This window comes from Pseudomonas sp. BRM28 (assembly GCF_002939405.1).
In the GTDB taxonomy this organism is placed as follows: domain Bacteria; phylum Pseudomonadota; class Gammaproteobacteria; order Pseudomonadales; family Pseudomonadaceae; genus Aquipseudomonas; species Aquipseudomonas palmensis.
In genome coordinates this window covers 3,466,788-3,484,173 of sequence record NZ_PEFV01000001.1, presented here as the reverse complement: position 1 = coordinate 3,484,173, position 17,386 = coordinate 3,466,788, and the positions used below count along the sequence as shown (strand labels likewise).

The following is a 17,386-nucleotide window of genomic DNA, read 5'->3' as shown; positions in this document are numbered from 1 at the left end:
CCCGCAATACGAGGAAGCGTGGCCGAGTGGTTTAAGGCAACGGTCTTGAAAACCGTCGATGGGCAACTATCCTAGAGTTCTTATCTAAGGCCCCTTCTAGTTGCATCTTATAGCGCTGTTGTCCAGTCGCGCTACGAACATCCCGGGAAATTGGCAGAGTGGTTGAATGCACCGGTCTTGAAAACCGGCGAACGTGAGAGCGTTCCCAGGGTTCGAATCCCTGGTTTCCCGCCAAACATCAATGAATTAAGGGCCTAGAGCAATCTAGGCCCTTTTTTTTCGTCTCGATTTTCTTAACCCCAACCTCACCAGGCCCACAAGAAAACTAAAATGTGCAACGTTTTGGTTGCGTGTTGTTGCGTCTTGTTGCAGTATCGCCACCCGTTGCAACTGGTAGTTGCACCTTAGGGGTTTGCCCATTCCAGCAAACCTACATCCGAGACGGGGGCTTAATGGCTGCAGTGGTAGATGTGTCGGTCAGCATCATGGAAACGTTTCGCGCCGGAAGGCCAACGTACCGCATGCTTTCTGCTGACGTGGTGACCAGCGAGTTCTTTGACACCTGGATCTTCGAGCTCTCGAAGCGTCAGGCCTGGAACACAGTGAAAGCCTATGGCCCAGCAGTGCTGCTGTTCATCCAATACATCCAGGTGGTTGCCGATCTGAATGGGGGCCTCACGCCTTTGCTTCTGACTGAAGCGATCGAGGGGTACGAGAATTTCCTGGCTTATGGCTCGGGCAGCAGTGTCGAGCTGAGCCGATCCGTCGCGAGGATTTTGGGTGACCGGAAAATGGGGGGTAGCTCGATCCGGAAGCACCTTACTGCCGTCAATAACTTCATCGATGCGAGTGAGACTTTCAGAAAGGCAATCCTTCAGCTCCAGGAGACCGGCTACGTAGGCAAAGATCTCGTTTCAGCGCTGCCGGCAATCACCTCTCAGTACGTAGCTGCACCTACGAAGATCAGCATTGCAATTGGCAACAGTAGCTGGTTGGCAGGATGCATAGCGGGTGGGGCAAAACGGATACGACAGGTGGGGCTGGTCGCCACCTCCAAGCCGTCAACCATGGCACATACTGATAGCTATGGTGGCGATGAAAAAGTCTTTCCGATTGACCTGTGTGTGAAGCTTATCGAGAGCGCGACGTGCCTCAGGGACAAGACGCTATGGTCACTGCTAGCGGCCTGCGGTTGCCGTATCTCAGAAGCGCTGACGATGTTTACGTCTGATGTATGTATCTATCCTGGGAAGCCATTTGACAACTACGTTCAGATCATCGATCCGAACACTCGAATCAAAGAGCTGTCCCGCTTCATGACAGATGTGGCTATCAGCAAGCTGAGCCACAAAGGGCGTTTGCACCCCGAAACCTTCTTGATAGAGCCGTTCGCTTCTCATTTTTGGGTGAATCTGGATCTTTACATCGCCGAGCAGCGTGCTCTGGAAATGAAGCGCCACAGGCCTGTGTCGCATCATTTTCTGTTTAGGAACCTCATCAACGGAGAGGGCATGCCATCCTCCTATCAAGCCGTATGGGAGCGCTTCAACGCAGCCGCTAAAGCGTTGACGGGCGAGAGCTATGGGTTTCATGCTCTTCGCCATATGTATGCGTACTACTTGCACAATCACTGCCCAAATCCTTTCAAACCTGGTGCCTTTGGCTTCGAGCTTGGCGTTGTCCAGAAATTACTTGGGCACTCCTCCGCTACTGCAGTCCAGCGATATGCGCGCAAAGATAGCCACATGCTTCGAGCGTCCATGGCTGCGATGAACCTTATGAGAATGCGAGATGGTACCTTCAATGTAGCTAAGGTACAGATTGAGCATTTGAGGCAGCAAATTGCTCATCTTGAAAAATTTGTAACCAGCGAAGCCTGATCTACCTTTTGGTGCTATTTGGCCCCTGTAAATAACGTCTAGTCAAAAAACGCGCGGAGTATCCGGGCGCACTTAATTAGAAAGTGCGTCCTGTGGGCTTCTCTTGTCCAAAATTCGCTATTTCGTTCTGCTTAAAGAGTAAAGATGGTATGAAGATTTTATACAAAAACTCCATGATGTGGTTGATTCCTGGTTCGGAGATCGCCTCTGCGATTCAAGGCGCTTGCAAAGAGGTCAGAGCTTTCTATCAGGAGCACTCTTCAGGGGTAACTCCCGATGCAACTTATCAGGTTGATAGTTATTTTCAGGGGGCGATGATTAACTTCTCGTTGTGGGAGAAAAGTCATTATCGTGCGCTGGTGAATTGCTGCACTGATGATCCTGATGCGAAATTCGCGGATGTTCATCCCCAGCTGACTTCGTGCACTCCACGGCAAGAACAGGCCCTCGCAAATTTCTTCAAGCTAGTCTTTATTCTCATGTGGTCGAGGAGGCAGGTCATCCTGCCTCTTTCGATGAGGGCCGTAAGCCATCTGGATAGCGTCCTTGAAAAAGTGATCGCATTGGGTGGAGCGCCTGCGCTCCAACAGATACGAAAGAATATGAATCATGACAAGTTATACGCCAGCAAGCACGATCGTCATTTTGACAAGAGCGCTTATACACGTTGGACTAAGCTGTTGCTAAGTGGTCAGGTTTACTGTTCGGATGATTTGACTCGGGAGTACTGTGTTGCGGTTTATAAAGATAGTATTGGGCGAAAAAAGTCTCTTGGACAATACCGTGTGTTGCAGTTCCTGTATTTTTTGGCCGGGGATAACGTTGCAGCTCGGGGAATGGTAGAAGAGGTAGTCGCGGAAGTCAGGAGGGAAATCGACGACATCAATAGAATTGCTCGGGAAAATAGAAAGAAACCTGCAAAAAAGACGGCTGCAGACATCGCGTTTGACGAGGGCGTCGAGTATGGGAATGGCGTTAAGCCCGTAGATCTTGATGCTCTTTTCACTCGTTGCGTCAAGTCGTACATGCTTAAACCTGTATTTGATATGCAAGAGGGTGGTGCGAAGTTTTATGCTAGGTTGCCTGAGAAGGTCAGGGTCTTCTGTGCTGGAGTGGATGCCACCTTCCGATCATTTGTAAAATCGAAGCGGTTGCAAAGCGAAAAAACTCAGATTTTTCTGCTGAATTTGCAGTTGGCATACTTGTCGACTTATCTGCCTAATTTCTTCCTGGCTCGCGATGGAGATCTGCGAGATTACCCGGCTACTTTCAATGATTACGATTGCGTGTTGTATTTTACTCGTGAGGCTAACTTTGTAGATGGGGTTCTTGTGTATGAGAAAGAACCTCCCATGACATTTCTGAAATTTCTTGAGTGCTACGCTAGGTTTAACGATTGGGGGAATGAGTCGTGGTATTCGCGCGTCCTTTGTGCAGACGAGTTTTGTGATTGGGTGCAAGAGCACCGGTTCACCATCCCAAATGCTGATCGTTTTACGAACAATTTTTCGTCAGCCTGCTATCCACCGGTGAGGCGGCGGAGCGGTACAGTCAAACGGCCAATTCCCCGAGCGTACTTTGGTGCCTTTGTGAGTATGCTTTATTCCATGGAATACTTGGTTATGCATCTGAATATGATGGCTGACGGTCAAATGCCAGGGGTCATTCAGGGGGCGCTGTATCAACCTAGTCTAGCCGAACTGCAAGAATCTTCTGAATGGGAGTCGATGTGGGGTAGGGGGGAGGCTCGGGTCACGGTTATTGATCAGAGCAAATTGAACTATTGTCCTATTTTCTACTGCGATGGAAAAATCCATAAGTTTGAATTTCTTCCCCGTTTCTATCGTACGATCGATTATGAGATTGGGGGCGAAGTTGTGCCGAGGATCGTGCCTAATCACGTTCGCCTGACGCAGCTTATGTGTGAGACTGGCCTTCGTCAGAAGCATCTCATCTGGCTTGATAAAGATCGATACGATTGCATGCTGGATCGCAGTAGTGGTAGCCAGCTGTCGCCGCTGTTTGTTAGTAGTGATAAGTCGCATGGCGAATGGACTGCGATTGTTGCTCGTCCGGTGATGGCCATCCTTGATAGGCAAAGGAAATGGTACGGACAGTGCAGTGCGCAAAACTACAGCGAGCCTTTATGGTACGGAAATAAGGAGAGCTCTAAATTTGGCAAATTCAAGCCATTGTTCAGAATGCCACTGGAAGGGCAAAATAGTTGGGCGAGCTATAGATATTATCCTGTGATGCTGTCGATTTTGCAGTGCTTTATCCATAATCAACTCAAAGATCTGAAAGTCCCTGACCTGGTCTTCGTAAGAAGGAGAAATGGTGGGGCTGAGATCCCTATTGTTTACACCGACGAGTTCTTTGCGGGGATCACTGTTGATTCTATGGTCAGTGATTATACGCCTCACGGGCTGCGCGCTGGCTTCGTCTCGGAAGCAGTCAGGTTCCTCCCTGCATGGGTTGTCGGTCAATATATGACAGGTCAGTCCGAGCCGCATGTGTGGTATTACTCTGTATTTGAAGAGGATGACCTTCCGAATCATCAGAAACTACTAGCGAATTATTTGCTGAAAAACACAGAGAAACTCAACGATGCAGAGGCTCCGGAGCTGGCTGCTGCGGTCATCAAGCTCAATGCACGATTAGCTGCTGACATCAAAACTGATCCCGCTCAAGCTATTAAAACGCATGGGCTGATCAGCTTGATTGGAGTGAAGGAAGATCAAAGCGGAATTGAGATTCTAAGGGCTCGTAAGGATACGGTATTTGCCTACAACCCAACTCACATCTGTCCATTCAACAATCGGTGCCCCAAAGAGATTTTGGAGCTGCTGGGGGCTGGCAGGCCCTGTGATATGTGTCATTACGCCATTCGCGGAGTTTGTCACCTACCGGCAATCAGTGCCGAAAAGGACAAATGCAAAGAGTTAATGGCAGAGGTGCTCCGCAAGCTGAAACATTATCGGAGTCTCAAACGCACCGCAGCTGATCGGCAGGTGATCGAGACGCTGAGTGAGGATCACGATAGGTATGCTCGTGAAGCCTTTGCGTACGAGGCTGTCGAGCAGCAGCTGTACCAAATGGCACTCAATGGGCAGGCGAATAAGCTGTTCGTTCCCAGGAAGGATGATCTGTTGACCCACTTCAAGCGGGTGGAGCTCACCGGGGGGGAGCATTTGGTCAAACGGCTCATCGACGTCCAGAATTTTCCGGACGCATCTAGCGCCGATCTGGATACTAAATTCGCCTATCTTCGAGCAATGTTGCTAATGAAGCAGGGGGATCTAGATAGCGTCCTCAATATCAGCGAGCATCCACCAGGCGTGGCGTTAGCTTCGCAAATTGGCAGTATGGTAAATTCACAGGCACTAGACGTTATGGACGTCTTCAAGATCAGTCAGGCGGCAGCCAAACCGCCAGTGCCCGTGAAACCCGATTTGCTAATAACCAATAGGATCGGGCACAGCCAAGTGGAGAAACACGATGCTGAACCCGAAAAAGGACACGTTCGATGAGTATAGGGAAAATCATAGACAACAGCGTATAGAGTTTATTAGAAAGGCACTGATTGTTCTTTCTAATGCTAAGTATAATAATGTTACCAGGTTAGCCAAGGATGTGGCTAAGCTGGTAACGGAGTTTGAGTTAAAAGCGTTCTTCGCTCAGACGGGTTCAGAGCGTGAGGAGCTTTGTAAGCCTGTGAGCCACGTTACGCTGCTCAGGAATACAAGTTACCGTAAGCTACTTGAAGACTTCCTGGGGGCGGAGGCTTCCGTGGAGGCAGTTTCAGGTAGTGTCATAACCGATATAGAAGCTTTGAGGATACGCAATGCGAGCCTTGAGTCGCAGAATTTATTGCTTAAAGAAAAGATTAGAAGCATTGATTTAGTGGCTTTGCCAACGCAGGGAAAGATAGATCAAGCTGTGGTGGATGAGTCTGAGACTTTAAGGCATGCGTTGGTTACATTCTTAAAGATGATTGATGGCATGGTAGAGCAAGCGGCAGATATATATAAAACAGTTCTAGAAGGGGAGGAGTCCGAAAACTTCCCAGAGCCAGGATTTTATGGGCCTTGGGCTAAAATATCGACATTGGATGAGCTTAGAGAGCTAGATAGAATTAGGAAGCGATTGAGTTAAAGAGCATCCAAATTTTTCCCTTTTTTGATTTTGTTCGGAATTTTCCGGGTTTTAGTGTGTCCGCAATAAATCAATGGAGTCAAAGTCAGTTTCCGTTGCTTTATATTTTGTGCTATTAGATATCAAGTGGTTTTCAGAAGATTTAGATGGCGTGGGTGACGGGGCTGCGTAGGTGGAGTGTTTGACTTAATAACATCGCTCCGCTGGATGGTCGCCTTGCCGGTGGTTCTACTGAGTTACATAGTCATTCATAAATAGCGCATTGTTAGAGCGAATTAGGCGTTCGAGGTTAGTCCTTGGTTAAAGCATGATCACTTCACTCACTATCTAATTCTTCATGCTATCCGTCGATTTTCCCAAGCCTTGGCTCGCTTGCTAGATGTCATTGGTGTCAATGATATTTATTAATAATTTCTCTAACTAATTTCTGTTGAGATGCAACATTCTCTAATAGCTCACTCGTTCATCCATTCCGGATCATGTGAATTAGCAGAGTTTCGTCCATTGAGAAACCCAACGCAGAAACTTGTAGCGTTTTGGTACAAATGTACTCTTTATGGAGGAGCCAGGCGGTTGTGAGGATTTCTGGCAGCAAAAGCTGATCGGCTTGGCGACTGTGGGATGGCCTTACGCTGCTTAAGTTGGCTAATGCACCCACAGCGCTGTTGTACTGGCTGCTGGCCATTCTTTCCGGATATGCTCCGGCCACAGCATTACATCCTAGCCCTCCGCGAAAGTGGCCATCGGCCCTGCAGGCTGCAATTGATGCTTAATTGTCGCCTGGGCGCATGCCGAGGCGGGTGGTTCCTCTTCCTGCTCAGGAGGGGGGCAGATTCCATGGAGATGGCATGAGCTTTTTTTCGGACGAAGAGATTGATTCACTCAAGATCACACGGATGATCTTGCATGTCGTGGGTACCAAGGACTTCGCGGCCATGCCAGAGCGGGCTCTGGAGGAGGAAGCGTTCTTCATCGGCAAGATCGTGGACATGGCCACCGCGCCGGTCTTCATGTTCAAAGCGGTATCGGTGACCCGTAACGAGGTCGAGGCGATCGCAAGTGCGGACACGTCCTTCGTGGCCGGCGCTCAGGCCCTAGCCGCCAGTTTCAACCGTGCGCACGTGGGCGGCAGTGCTGATGGCGTTCTGTTGATGTTCGAGCTGTCTGTCGCAGACCCGGATGTGAAGATCTACAGCCTGATCAAGTACGACTACAAGCTTGCGTTGGAGCAGAATGACGGTGCTCCAGGAAAGAAGCTGCGGCGTATCGTGAATGCTTTGGTAGACGAGAAGAAGGCCATTCAGAAAACGGCACTGATTCGGGTGATCAGCGGGGTTGCCGACCAGAACATTTCGGCTACCGATCGCACCAAGCAAGGGGTGGATCTTGCCGACTACTTCGCCGATTTCTTGGCTGTGAGTAGAGCAGTCTCGGACACTGAGCTGAGCGAGATAACCCGCAAAGTCCTAAAGGCTGCGCTGCAGACCTGCATTGAGCACCTGCCCGGTCAGGATATAGCCAAGGCGCTGCAGCGGGCCCAAGCCAACCTGGGCACTCGTCGACGCATTGATGAAGAGGCGATCGTTGAGGCAGTGATGATGGCAGCGGGACATCCTGAGGATGAGAAAATAGCCAACCGCCTGGAGCGTGAGACTCGGAGTCGTGTCAGGAAGAGCAAGCTGCACGAGCTGAGCTTCAAGCCCGATCGCCGGATCCTCCGTCAGCCCTACATGCGCAAGATCGTCACGGCTGAGGGCGTCACCATTCTCTTCCCCGATCGGAAGGAAAACCCCAACGTCCAGGTGATACAGCTCGACGGAGATAAGAAACAAATCATCGTCGATACAGATCGAGTCAAGGAGGACAGCGTTGTCACACCAAAGCCTGGCCAGCCTGCTTAACGAGCTATCGCGCAAGCGTCAGGCGCTAATCACAGAGGGCAACCTTACCCTCATCGTTTCCGACCTATCAGCGGAAACTGCTCGGTCGATCAAGAAAGCCGCTGTCGCTGCTGCCTGGTCATTCACGATCTACGACTGCGCGAGCAGCGAAACTGACGTCGATGACGAGGATGAAGATTTCGGGCCGTTCCGCGTTGAGCTGGAGAAGCCACTTCCGGAAGATCATGTCCAGGAACAGGCCCTCTATGTGGCGACGGAAGTAGGCTTCAAGGCGTTCCTGGTCAATGGACACGCTGCTGCACGTTGGCACCTGCTTGGCCTCACTCAGCCTTTCAATACCAGAGCGAGGGCATATTGTGGTTGGGGTGAAGGGGGCGACTACACCGAATCACAGGCGACCAAGTCACCTCGACTCCTGGTGAAAGAATCAGCGACCCTCCGCAAAGTACCGGAGGATGTGCGCCATTGGTTGCTCGCAGAAGGACACCATCTCGATGAGGCTGATCCTTTACACATGCTCTGGGCAGCGCAGGCGTTCGGTGCCCTCAGCTGTTGCTTTGCGAATGAAATCGACACCAGTGGTAGCAAGCTCACCTTCAAAGGGCCGCCCAAGCTCAACCTGACAATCCCAGCGGCGGTCGAGGGGACTCCATCCATCTCGCTTAAAGACTTCGAGGTTGTCCAGGAAGCAGCGGCATGGGTGTTCGATAACGCGCGGGAAGCAGAGGTGAAGCACATCCTGTTGTCCGCCGAAATCGCGCGCTCCGGTCGGGCGGACGGGGAGGTACAGGAGTACTTCAGGGAGAACCTGGCCGCTGCCTTGGATTGCGCGAGAATCGCTTATCAGATGGCGGTCTCGGAAATCACCAAAGACACACTGAAATCCCTTACAGATCTTCGTAAGGCCGTGACGGAGGAAACGTCGAAGGCCACAGACGCGACTCGCCAATCAATTGCCGCGATCTCCACGGCGCTGACTGTTGGCCTGGGCTTGATTGCCGCGAGGCTCACGTTGCAGATCAACCCGTACCTGATCTCGATCGTAATGGCGGTCGCATTTGGCTACACGGTACTGAACGTGATGTCGGGCCGAAAGTTCATCAGCATCCAGCGAAAGCTGCGTAAGGACTGGCAGCCAAAGCTGTATCGCTTTCTGTCTGAAGCTGAATTCAAGAAAATGGTTGGGGAGCCCATTGAGCAAGCTGAGGGGCTCTTCTACAGGGTCAGTTGCCGAGGTACTGCGATGCTTGGGCTCGCGGCGCTGGGTATTTCTATTTACGCCTTTACCTATAGCGCCCCTGCACCCTCAGCGGCTACGCTCGCCGTTCCATCGCCTCAAGCTCCAGCAACCCCGCATCCGTCTGTCGACGACCCAGCTACGACTCGGCCTGAGATAAAGCCACAACCGAACCCGGAGCAGAAAGAACACGTCCCGTCGAAACCGTTGGAAAAGAGGGAGACCCCCGCAAGGTTTGATCAGGGGATTTTCGCTGCGCGGTCGATTATGCAGAGCTCAGAGAGGGTTACGTGAAAGCCGAACAGTTCTGGGCAGCCGACCGGGCACAAAAACGAAAAAAGCCCCGCTAGGAGCTATCTCAATACGTCACAAACATCCTGTTTGTAGCGCAACTCTACCCAGGCACATTGCAAAGCTGTGTTGCTCGCTAGTTGAAGAGGGAACCGTGGGTTGACGAGCTAGCTGTATGTGCATACAGTGTTAGTGTCAACCACTTTTTCAGTAAGCTCTTCATGGAATGTTCTCCACCCTGCTAGTGGAAAGCGCAGCATTTGCTTGGAAACTTTCCCGAACAAAGCAAATCAGGGCAAGAGTGCAATCAAAACTCTGAAGGCCTCACCAAAACCAGCGACCCCTCATCCTGCTCATACACCTCAGGTATGGCTTCTTCGCCTGGAAACTCCATCGCGACCAAGGCTTTGGCTTGGTGAAAGGCTCTCTGGACGGAATGGCCGAAACCGATCGCTGAGTAGAACTGTGCGGCAAAGAATCGAGCGGGGAGATCTCCCACGTCGCGGTTCATGCCAATCGCTGCCGGTATGTGGCGTATGCATGCTTCGGCCTGGTTGAACGAGTGGCACGTATTGAAGAAGACCAGCTTCAGGTTTTCAGAGCCAATAGCCATAGCGCTTACGATGCCTTCCAAAGGAACATGTTTCGGGTTTCCCTGATCGTCCTGAAGCACCAGCGTGTCGGCACTCGTGCCATGACCACTGAAGTGGACGATGGTTGGCTTGAGCTCGTTCATTGCCTGGAAAACGTCCATGGGCCGCACTGCCCATCGGGTGTGGAACTCAAGCACATCCCTGTGCTCGGATGCCCTGATCTTCTCGCCAATCAAACGAGCTTCCTCATCCAGCAGAAGCCTGTTGCTCTTATCGCTACCGGGGTCTGCGGCAAAGAACACGACCGTGATTTTCTCGGGCAAGGCCTTCAGCTTTTCGATCTCCTTGGCGGTTTGATCGTGGAGTTCTTCATGGCGGGATAGCCCGTCATTGATCTGCCGCATGCGTTGCTCATGTGCTGCGTCAGAGCGTCGCTGTTCACGCTTGAGCACCTCGGTAAGCCGCTGCTCGCTCTGGGTGAGCCGTTTCTGGGCTTCGAAGATTTTTTTCTCCAGTTGGCTGACTTCCGATAGCGCTTTGGTCTGTTCGCTGTCGTAGCGCATTGCATCACGCAGCTTCGATTTCATCGTTGAGACCGATGAGGTTTTGGCCGCAGCTGCGCTGGCGTCGGCGCTTTTCTTGCCCGCGTTTGCTGCTGCCTTGACCTTCTTTACTTTTTCGCCTTGAAGTCTGGCGATGGTGCGCTGATGCTGCGCTATCTGGGTGCGATAGAGGCTGGTACTCATCGGTCAGATCCCTTCTGTTGGCCTTTGGTGCCCGCTGGGGCATTAAAACGCTATCATAGCGGCCTCCCATACGTGCAGATGTCACAGCCTAATGTCACATCCAGTACGCAAGCATGCCAGCAACTTCTGGATGGTCTAATGGACGAAACCATTTCCTACCTGAAAGACAGGTTCAAGGATGAGCAGGAACGCTTCAATCACGTAGAGAACAAGAGCGCTCGTTTTTTCACTGCGGTCTCGATTCTCATCGCAGGCCTCAGCGCAATAGCAGGCCTAAAGAACGGAGTCATCTTTCAGCTCGGGTCTCCCCTGGCCATACTGATTTTCATTGCTTTCGCCGTGGCAGCGTTCGCAATCGCCTGTGCATGGGGGCACGCGCTGAGCGCACTGCGAATCAAGGACTATCCAAACCTGCCGTCCTCCCGACCGACTGGCGAGTACCTGATTGCCGTAGATGAAGAGGCGCAGAAGAAGCACATCTACAACTGCTACATCGATACCTTGGAGTCGCTGAAGGTCACGGTAGCTGAGAAGACCAAACCACTCGATCTGGCATACCAGGAAATCATAATCGGAGCAGGGGCTCTTGCGGCACTTGCTGTTCTAGTCACCTTAAGGGAGCTAATTGCGTGACCGACAACCAGAAACCAAGCAATAACGAACAAACGCGCGTTCCGCCACCTCCGCCCACCACTGAGTATCAACGGCGCTCGGAGGAGCCTCCGGTCAATCGCCAAGGCCCTGCAGATCGACGCCGCTGAGGAAGCTCTGCAGCCAAGCAAGCACTGTATGTCGATGCATTGATTGCTCTCCGAGTAGAAGGGAGCGATCTTTTATCTATGAACCAAGGTTTGTCAGACTGCGGCTGTGATTCACCAAAGCAGCGCAGCGGACGGTGCTGACGGTACGAAGCCTAGCTCTAGGGAAACTCCGATCAAGTCAGCACAGGCAGCCTGACCAGTGCTGAAATAGTGCTCCGTTCATCCACGCCAACAAGCCTTGCCCATGAGACAGATGAGCTTCTCCGATTTCGAATACGCCGGTAAGCGCAAGTAAACCCCTCGTGAGCGTTTCCTGGCGGAGATGGAACAGGTCGTGCCGTGGAGCAGGCTGGTCGCGTTGATCGAGCCGCATTACCCGAAGGCAGGTGGCGGTCGCAAACCCTACGCATTACCTCGGTGAAAGGGTAATTCTTGAAAGCAGAGGTTTTGGGGGCGCGTGACGGGCTGTAGAACAATCAGCTGCACCTCCCATGATGAGGGTTTGCCATCGCTCAGGATGTTGGATAGCGGTTACCGTCCGAGCGCTTAGTTGGAGTGATCTCCGAACAGAGGCCTTGCTGAAACGGAATCAGGCTGCAAACCCATGCTCGATCCTGTCCAGTGTTTCCTTTACGCGAAGATACGTAGGCTCGTCTCGGGCATACTCCAGCGCGCTTAGCCCATCGAACGCAGCACGTGGCTGACTGAGCCACACCGCTGATTTGACTTTGTCCCCAAAGACTCGCTCAGTTTGGTCGCGCAGGAGCTCTGAATACGCCATCGTGATTTCCTCCGGGCCTAAATGGTGTGTGCCAAGCGTAGCTGCTGTTCAGTGCGAATACAGCTACGGTCAAGGCATCACAACGGTTAGGCTTTGCCGATCGCGGCGCGACCGTAGCACCACGTACGTTCAAGTTCACTGTCGTCCTCTGCACAAAGGTTCTAGAATGCCCCGAACCTCGTCAAACCTGATTGCGTTACGTGAGCGTCTAGGCGAGATCCTGGGCGAGCAGAAGAATCACTACACCGGTACTCAAATTCCAGGCGTCCTCGCGTCGATAGGGCTGAACGACTACTTGGGCGCACCTTCGAAGCGCGATCACTTTCGTGGCGCTGTGTACGAAGCTTCAGACGAGCAGTTGGTCTTCGCTGCCGGCGCGGCCTTGGCACAACTTGATTTACCGGTCGTGCATCGCGATGAGCTTCAAGAGCTCTACTGGGACGAGGGCTCTCGCCCGGCCATCCCCGCACGGTACCGGCGGGATTTATCCCGGCGACTTGATCAAGAAGCACTGTTTCTCCATGGGGAAGGGTTTCTCACGACCCTTGCGAACTTCTGGCGTATCGATGAGCGAAGCTTGCTGGCAGATTTTTCGCTGGCCCCCAGCCTGCGTGACCATATTGAGCGTCACTGCATCGCCAACGATGATTGGAGCGCCACGACACTCTTTGAAAAGGTGGGCGCCTTCAAATCCACCGATGCCCGTTTCGTGCGATTCATCGAAGCACTGGCTTCTTCCTCGGTGCGCCCCGACGAGGCCGCTCAGCGGGCGTTCATGGATGCAGTGGATGAAGTGTTGAAGCCCTACGGCGTCCATTTCATCGTCACGATTGGGGCTGACGCCTACCTGGAGGGTCAGCTCACGTATCTTGGCGGCAATGCTAAGGCTTCGCCTAAGAACCTTATCTTTGCATCCAAAGCCAAGCCCGACCTGCGCTTCAGTAATGCACTGGACAACGACATTGAAGTGGTCAGCAATGCTGACAAGGTCTTGATGTACGACCGAGCGATAGGGCCGGCGGGGCTGCTTTGGCGTGACCTGCAATCCTGGTTCGAGCACACCCGGGGATTGGCAGCGGGGGAGGGCAAGAAGGCGTTGTATCAACGATTGGGTAACTGTTTACCCAAGTCATCGCCTCCGCAGATTTTGGCCTTTACAAGCTTCTACAAGGCCTTTGATAAAGCTCGAATTCCTGAGCTCCCAGTCCTCTTGCCGGAGGTCTGGTTTTTCTGGGATCCGCAGACGGTCTCTCAACGAGGCAAGGACGCGCTGCTCCGTTCTCGAATGGATTTTCTGCTGTTGCTACCTGGAGGAGTCCGGGTAGTCATTGAGGTCGATGGTGATCATCACTACGCGACTGATGATGGACGAGCCAGCCCCCGCCGCTACTCAGCGATGATGTCGGCAGACAGGGCTCTGAGGCTCGCAGGGTATGAGGTGTATCGATTTGGTGGTTACGAACTCTCCCTGCCGGATGCAGAGGAGCAGATGATCTCCTTCTATCGATCGCTATTCAGGCGGTACGATCTTCTGCCTGTTTCGCAATAGTAAAAGCGTGCTCAACCGATACGGATCATCGTATTGAATGTCGGTGACTCTGGGCGCGCAGGAACTGCTCGACTCAGCAGCGGCCACATAGCGCATAGGCATAGGCTTGAAGGTTGAGCGAGGGTTAGGCAGGGCCGGTTTTAAAACTTTAGAGATCGCCTATCCGGTGCCCTCGCGCAGCCAATACATCTTCGTCTGGTGCATCTCGGGATCGCGCTTGCCGTCCTTGTTTTTTGTCGAACTGGGGGCGTGAATCAAAGTGGCATCGACGATAGTGCCCTGATGCAGCGACAGGCCGTGATCGCCCAGATAGCTATTGATCACACCGAGAATTCCAGTTGCCAGGTCGTGCTTTTCCGGCAGGCGCCGGAGATTGAGAGTGGTGGTTTCGTACGAGATTCGCACAAGGCTCAGGCCAGAAAACTGGCGCAGAATGGTCGTCTCATACAACGCCTCTTCCATCGCCGGGCCGCTGTAGCCGAACCAGCTCTGCATCAGATGTATCCGCAGCATCGCCATCAATGGGTAGGCCGGACGACCACCTTCACCCTTTGGATAATGCGGCTCGATCAGAGTAATCAAACCCTTGCAGGGCACCACCTGATCCCTCTCGATCAGGAATAATTTTTGCGGGTCTACTTGCGCTTGCTGGCGTACTCGGTGTCGGCGAAGGACATCTGTTTCATGATCGAAAGGCTCAGAAACTGGTATTCGGAAATTTTGCCAAATCAGGAGGTCTTTTTCAGAGTTTACCTAGTCGTTTTTCCTGTTGGTCTGAGCTAAAAATGCTGGGTTTTCATAAAAACAATCCAGAAGGTAGTCGTTCAGGTTATTGTGATAATCGACGTGATCGATAGCTAGGTTAGGATAGGGGGTGTACGATACCGACCTGATGGATGAGAGGTTAATCGTTCGGGCTATCGAAATTCAGATCGCTTGGCGCGACTTTATAGGCGAGCACAGTAGGTACTGTTAATGAATTATCTAGCGCATTTGCACTTAGGCGGCCAGGATCCTGACCAACTGCTTGGCAGCTTGTATGGTGACTTTGTAAAAGGGCCGCTGACAGGGCAATTTTCTTTCCAGACAGAGGAAGCTATAAAGTTACATCGAAAAATCGATGTTTTTACTGATGCCCATTCCGTGGTGAGGCGCGCACTTGGACGTTTCCCTAGCCAAAGGCGTCGTTATGCGGGGATCGTGATCGATATGTTTTTTGATCACTGTCTGGCGCGAGACTGGGATCAATATTCAGATGTTGCGCTCGATACCTTTTCACATAAAGTTTACAAAATTTTGGAGGATGAGCCGGTTTTACCTGAGCGTTTGAAGCCTATAGCCCCTCTAATCATTTCCGAGGATTGGCTTGGCGCTTACAGAAATATTTCCAAGATTGGTGAGGGATTACATGTCATTTCCCAGCGATTGTCTCAACCCACGCACTTAATTGGTGCTTACGAAGAAATGATGGATAATTATGACTCCCTGAGCGTGGACTTTAAGGAATTTTATCCCTTGCTCTGGCACTACGCTCGATCCGCCTTATCCAAAAAAGCAGTGTGAGAATTCCCGATGTTTTGGTCTGGACTAAATAGCCTCAAGGTGCTGTTGCATTTTAGCGTACTAATTAATTAATTTTTTGATTGGATCTGTACATGCCGGGCGAGCAGCCAAACCATCTAGTGCAAGCTTTGTGGAAGCTACTAGTTCCGCGAAAGTTCAATCTATCTGCGATTGAAGTAAGCGTAGCATCAGAGGTGCGTAAAAGTTCACACGCTATTTCACGCCGGCACTCATCAAGTAAGTCTTTGAAGCATGTCCGTTCCTCATTGAGTCGAGCTTGAAGGGTGCGAGAGCTAAAATTTAGCTCACGTGCCGCTTTATTCAAAGACATCAATCGGCTTGAATTTAGGTCTGTGAAAATCAGATTTTTGACGATAGAAGTGATCTTGCTTTGTCGCTTAGAGAGTAATTCGTTGATCTGGCTCAAATGATATATTTTGAGCTGTGGGTTAGCAGTATCTAGGGGTTTCATTAAGTCACGAGCGGAGTAGGAAATAGTATTCAACTCGCTGGAGAATGTTAAATTATTTCCGAAGATGCGTTTCAGCTTGCTTTGGTCGGCTGGGGCCTGGTAGCTAAATGTCGCGGACAGCGGAATAGGTGGCTCCCAAGGAAGCAGCCAGTGGGTTAGCCCCACCATCGTGGATAGGCAGCAATCAATGTACTGTCGAGTGACATTCATCGATTCAACTCTTAGGAATTTTAGCGTCAACCCATCTTCATTCTGAGTGTATGAAATCGGCGTGCCATCGGCTAGTAATATTGAATACTTAACTGCGACTCTAAGTGCTTCGCCCAGGTTGTCACTCGACATGATTGCGTAGAGTTGGGCATTGAGCTGCCCAGGCCTGAATAGGTCATATGCCATTAGTCCAATATCAATATCTCCTGAGACGAGTGCAATCGCTTGTACCAGGCTTGCCGCCTCAATGATATCTACCCTAGCGTCTGCTCTGACTTTTGAGTCCACACTTGAGTATAGGTGTTGAAGCGGTACCGGAGGCTCAGGCACGTATTCGGCCAAGCGTAAAATCACTTGGGCGCAAGAGGGCGCTAGTGTGGGCATGATAGAACTCAATGGGTTAGGTAGCCAATGAGCATGCCAAATATGAGAAAGCATGCCAAGTCTCTAGCGTTCAAAAAGCGGCTATGGCGCCAATACTTTTTAGTGCAGAAAGGCCTTCAAGATGGCTACAGTTTTCTTTCTTCGATTTGCGCCTGTGGACGTGAAAATTTGCGTCTCAGGAAGCAACATAAAACAAAAAAGTATGTTGAAATATCGGCAAAATTTTTAGTGGTATTTAAGCCTTCTCCTTGGTAGTCTTTTTAGGTTATCGTGTTCTTCTAGATATAAGTATCAATCATGGAGGTCTAGGCGATTTTTTAATTGGGTTCTGTTGACCTGGGAAAGGCTGGCGTCGCCTAATGAGCTGTACCATTCCTCTGCTCATCCGTACGACTTAACCGCGTTCCCCGATGAGGTTGAGAGGAGGCGTACGCTTGATGTGGTGATTTCTATCATACCGAGACGGTCAGCCTGAGAATTATGAGTTACGAGAAATCTTTAGCACACTTCCGATATGACGAGTTGGACGAGCTTGTATCCTTATCTATCCGCGATCTAATTGCTGCAGCCATTGCGGGTGACTGTGCAGCCGAGCCCGTCGCGGCATTTCTCATGGCGTGGCATGACCCAGAAAGCTATGGCGGCTTCAATTTGTCGGATCTCTGGGTGATGAATGAAAAGTCGCGGCAAGCAGCAGTGGTTTTATTTGTGTGGCTTAGCAAAAATCACGTAACGCCTCGTGAACTAGGTCTCCAAATTGTATTTAATGCTATAGCTGCTCGTTGGGCTTACTAAAGAAATTTAGGCTGTGGGGTCGAAGCTGTCAACGAATTTATTATTAATTTCGAGGGTGCCAAAATTTA

Annotated in this window: 12 protein-coding genes, 2 tRNA genes and 2 pseudogenes; 12 read left to right on the top strand and 4 right to left on the bottom strand. The window is 51.3% G+C overall.

From position 1 onward, the window contains the following. Window positions 1–12: 12 nt before the first annotated feature. From CR917_RS27295 to CR917_RS16375, 7 genes are all read left to right on the top strand, one after another. A tRNA-Ser gene (locus tag CR917_RS27295) sits at window positions 13–121 on the top strand. A 23-nt stretch (window positions 122–144) separates the two neighbouring features. Continuing rightward, window positions 145–234: transfer RNA gene (locus tag CR917_RS16400), tRNA-Ser, on the top strand. Between the two features lie 218 nt (window positions 235–452). After that, window positions 453–1,880, top strand: a complete 1,428-nt coding sequence (locus tag CR917_RS16395) for a site-specific integrase (RefSeq protein WP_100633650.1) — start codon at window positions 453–455, stop codon at window positions 1,878–1,880. Window positions 1,881–2,029: 149 nt separating this feature from the next. Beyond that, entirely contained in the window at window positions 2,030–5,410 is a 3,381-nt protein-coding gene (locus CR917_RS16390) for a hypothetical protein (protein ID WP_100633652.1), read from the top strand. Next, window positions 5,379–6,035 carry a hypothetical protein gene (locus CR917_RS16385; RefSeq protein WP_100633654.1) on the top strand — a complete coding sequence of 219 codons (657 nt, stop codon included), beginning with the start codon at window positions 5,379–5,381 and terminating at the stop codon, window positions 6,033–6,035. The genes CR917_RS16390 and CR917_RS16385 overlap by 32 nt, the downstream gene beginning before the upstream one ends. An 848-nt stretch (window positions 6,036–6,883) precedes the next feature. After that, window positions 6,884–7,936: a nucleoid-associated protein gene (locus CR917_RS16380; RefSeq protein ID WP_100633656.1), complete on the top strand. Its 1,053-nt coding sequence runs from the start codon at window positions 6,884–6,886 to the stop codon at window positions 7,934–7,936. After that, window positions 7,905–9,467, top strand: coding sequence for a hypothetical protein (locus CR917_RS16375; protein ID WP_100633658.1), 1,563 nt, complete (start codon window positions 7,905–7,907; stop codon window positions 9,465–9,467). The genes CR917_RS16380 and CR917_RS16375 overlap by 32 nt, the downstream gene beginning before the upstream one ends. Before the next feature lie 304 nt (window positions 9,468–9,771). On the opposite strand, the gene CR917_RS16370 is transcribed toward CR917_RS16375, so the two are convergent. Beyond that, entirely contained in the window at window positions 9,772–10,803 is a 1,032-nt protein-coding gene (locus CR917_RS16370) for a hypothetical protein (protein WP_100633660.1), read from the bottom strand. A 138-nt stretch (window positions 10,804–10,941) separates the two neighbouring features. On the opposite strand from CR917_RS16370, the gene CR917_RS16365 reads away from it, so the two are divergent. Together CR917_RS16365 and CR917_RS16360 are read left to right on the top strand one after the other, a co-directional pair. Beyond that, window positions 10,942–11,436 (top strand): hypothetical protein, encoded by a 495-nt coding sequence (locus CR917_RS16365; protein WP_100633662.1) that lies wholly within the window; start codon window positions 10,942–10,944, stop codon window positions 11,434–11,436. A gap of 372 nt (window positions 11,437–11,808) precedes the next feature. Continuing rightward, window positions 11,809–11,976 (top strand): annotated as a pseudogene (locus CR917_RS16360) (IS5/IS1182 family transposase); the annotation flags it as partial. 177 nt (window positions 11,977–12,153) lie between these two features. Here CR917_RS16360 and CR917_RS16355 read toward each other — a convergent pair. Continuing rightward, window positions 12,154–12,345 carry an MbcA/ParS/Xre antitoxin family protein gene (locus CR917_RS16355; protein WP_100633664.1) on the bottom strand — a complete coding sequence of 64 codons (192 nt, stop codon included), beginning with the start codon at window positions 12,343–12,345 and terminating at the stop codon, window positions 12,154–12,156. Between the two features lie 166 nt (window positions 12,346–12,511). Between CR917_RS16355 and CR917_RS16350 the strand changes: the two genes are divergently transcribed. Further along, the gene (locus CR917_RS16350) at window positions 12,512–13,894 is read left to right on the top strand and encodes a hypothetical protein (RefSeq protein ID WP_104572619.1); all 1,383 of its coding nucleotides are present in this window, start codon (window positions 12,512–12,514) and stop codon (window positions 13,892–13,894) included. 189 nt (window positions 13,895–14,083) lie between these two features. Here the strand turns inward: CR917_RS16350 and CR917_RS16345 are convergent. Next, window positions 14,084–14,580 (bottom strand): annotated as a pseudogene (locus CR917_RS16345) (IS5 family transposase); the annotation flags it as partial. 289 nt (window positions 14,581–14,869) lie between these two features. Between CR917_RS16345 and CR917_RS16340 the strand changes: the two are divergent. Further along, window positions 14,870–15,457 carry an ACP phosphodiesterase gene (locus CR917_RS16340; RefSeq protein WP_100633668.1) on the top strand — a complete coding sequence of 196 codons (588 nt, stop codon included), beginning with the start codon at window positions 14,870–14,872 and terminating at the stop codon, window positions 15,455–15,457. 64 nt (window positions 15,458–15,521) lie between these two features. Here CR917_RS16340 and CR917_RS16335 read toward each other — a convergent pair whose 3' ends face one another. Further along, window positions 15,522–16,523 carry an AraC family transcriptional regulator gene (locus CR917_RS16335; RefSeq protein ID WP_205885381.1) on the bottom strand — a complete coding sequence of 334 codons (1,002 nt, stop codon included), beginning with the start codon at window positions 16,521–16,523 and terminating at the stop codon, window positions 15,522–15,524. A gap of 480 nt (window positions 16,524–17,003) precedes the next feature. Here CR917_RS16335 and CR917_RS27115 point away from each other — a divergent pair, with 480 nt between their 5' ends. Then, on the top strand, window positions 17,004–17,318 hold the full coding sequence (locus CR917_RS27115) for a hypothetical protein (RefSeq protein ID WP_146095020.1): 315 nt from the start codon (window positions 17,004–17,006) through the stop codon (window positions 17,316–17,318). Window positions 17,319–17,386: the final 68 nt, after the last annotated feature.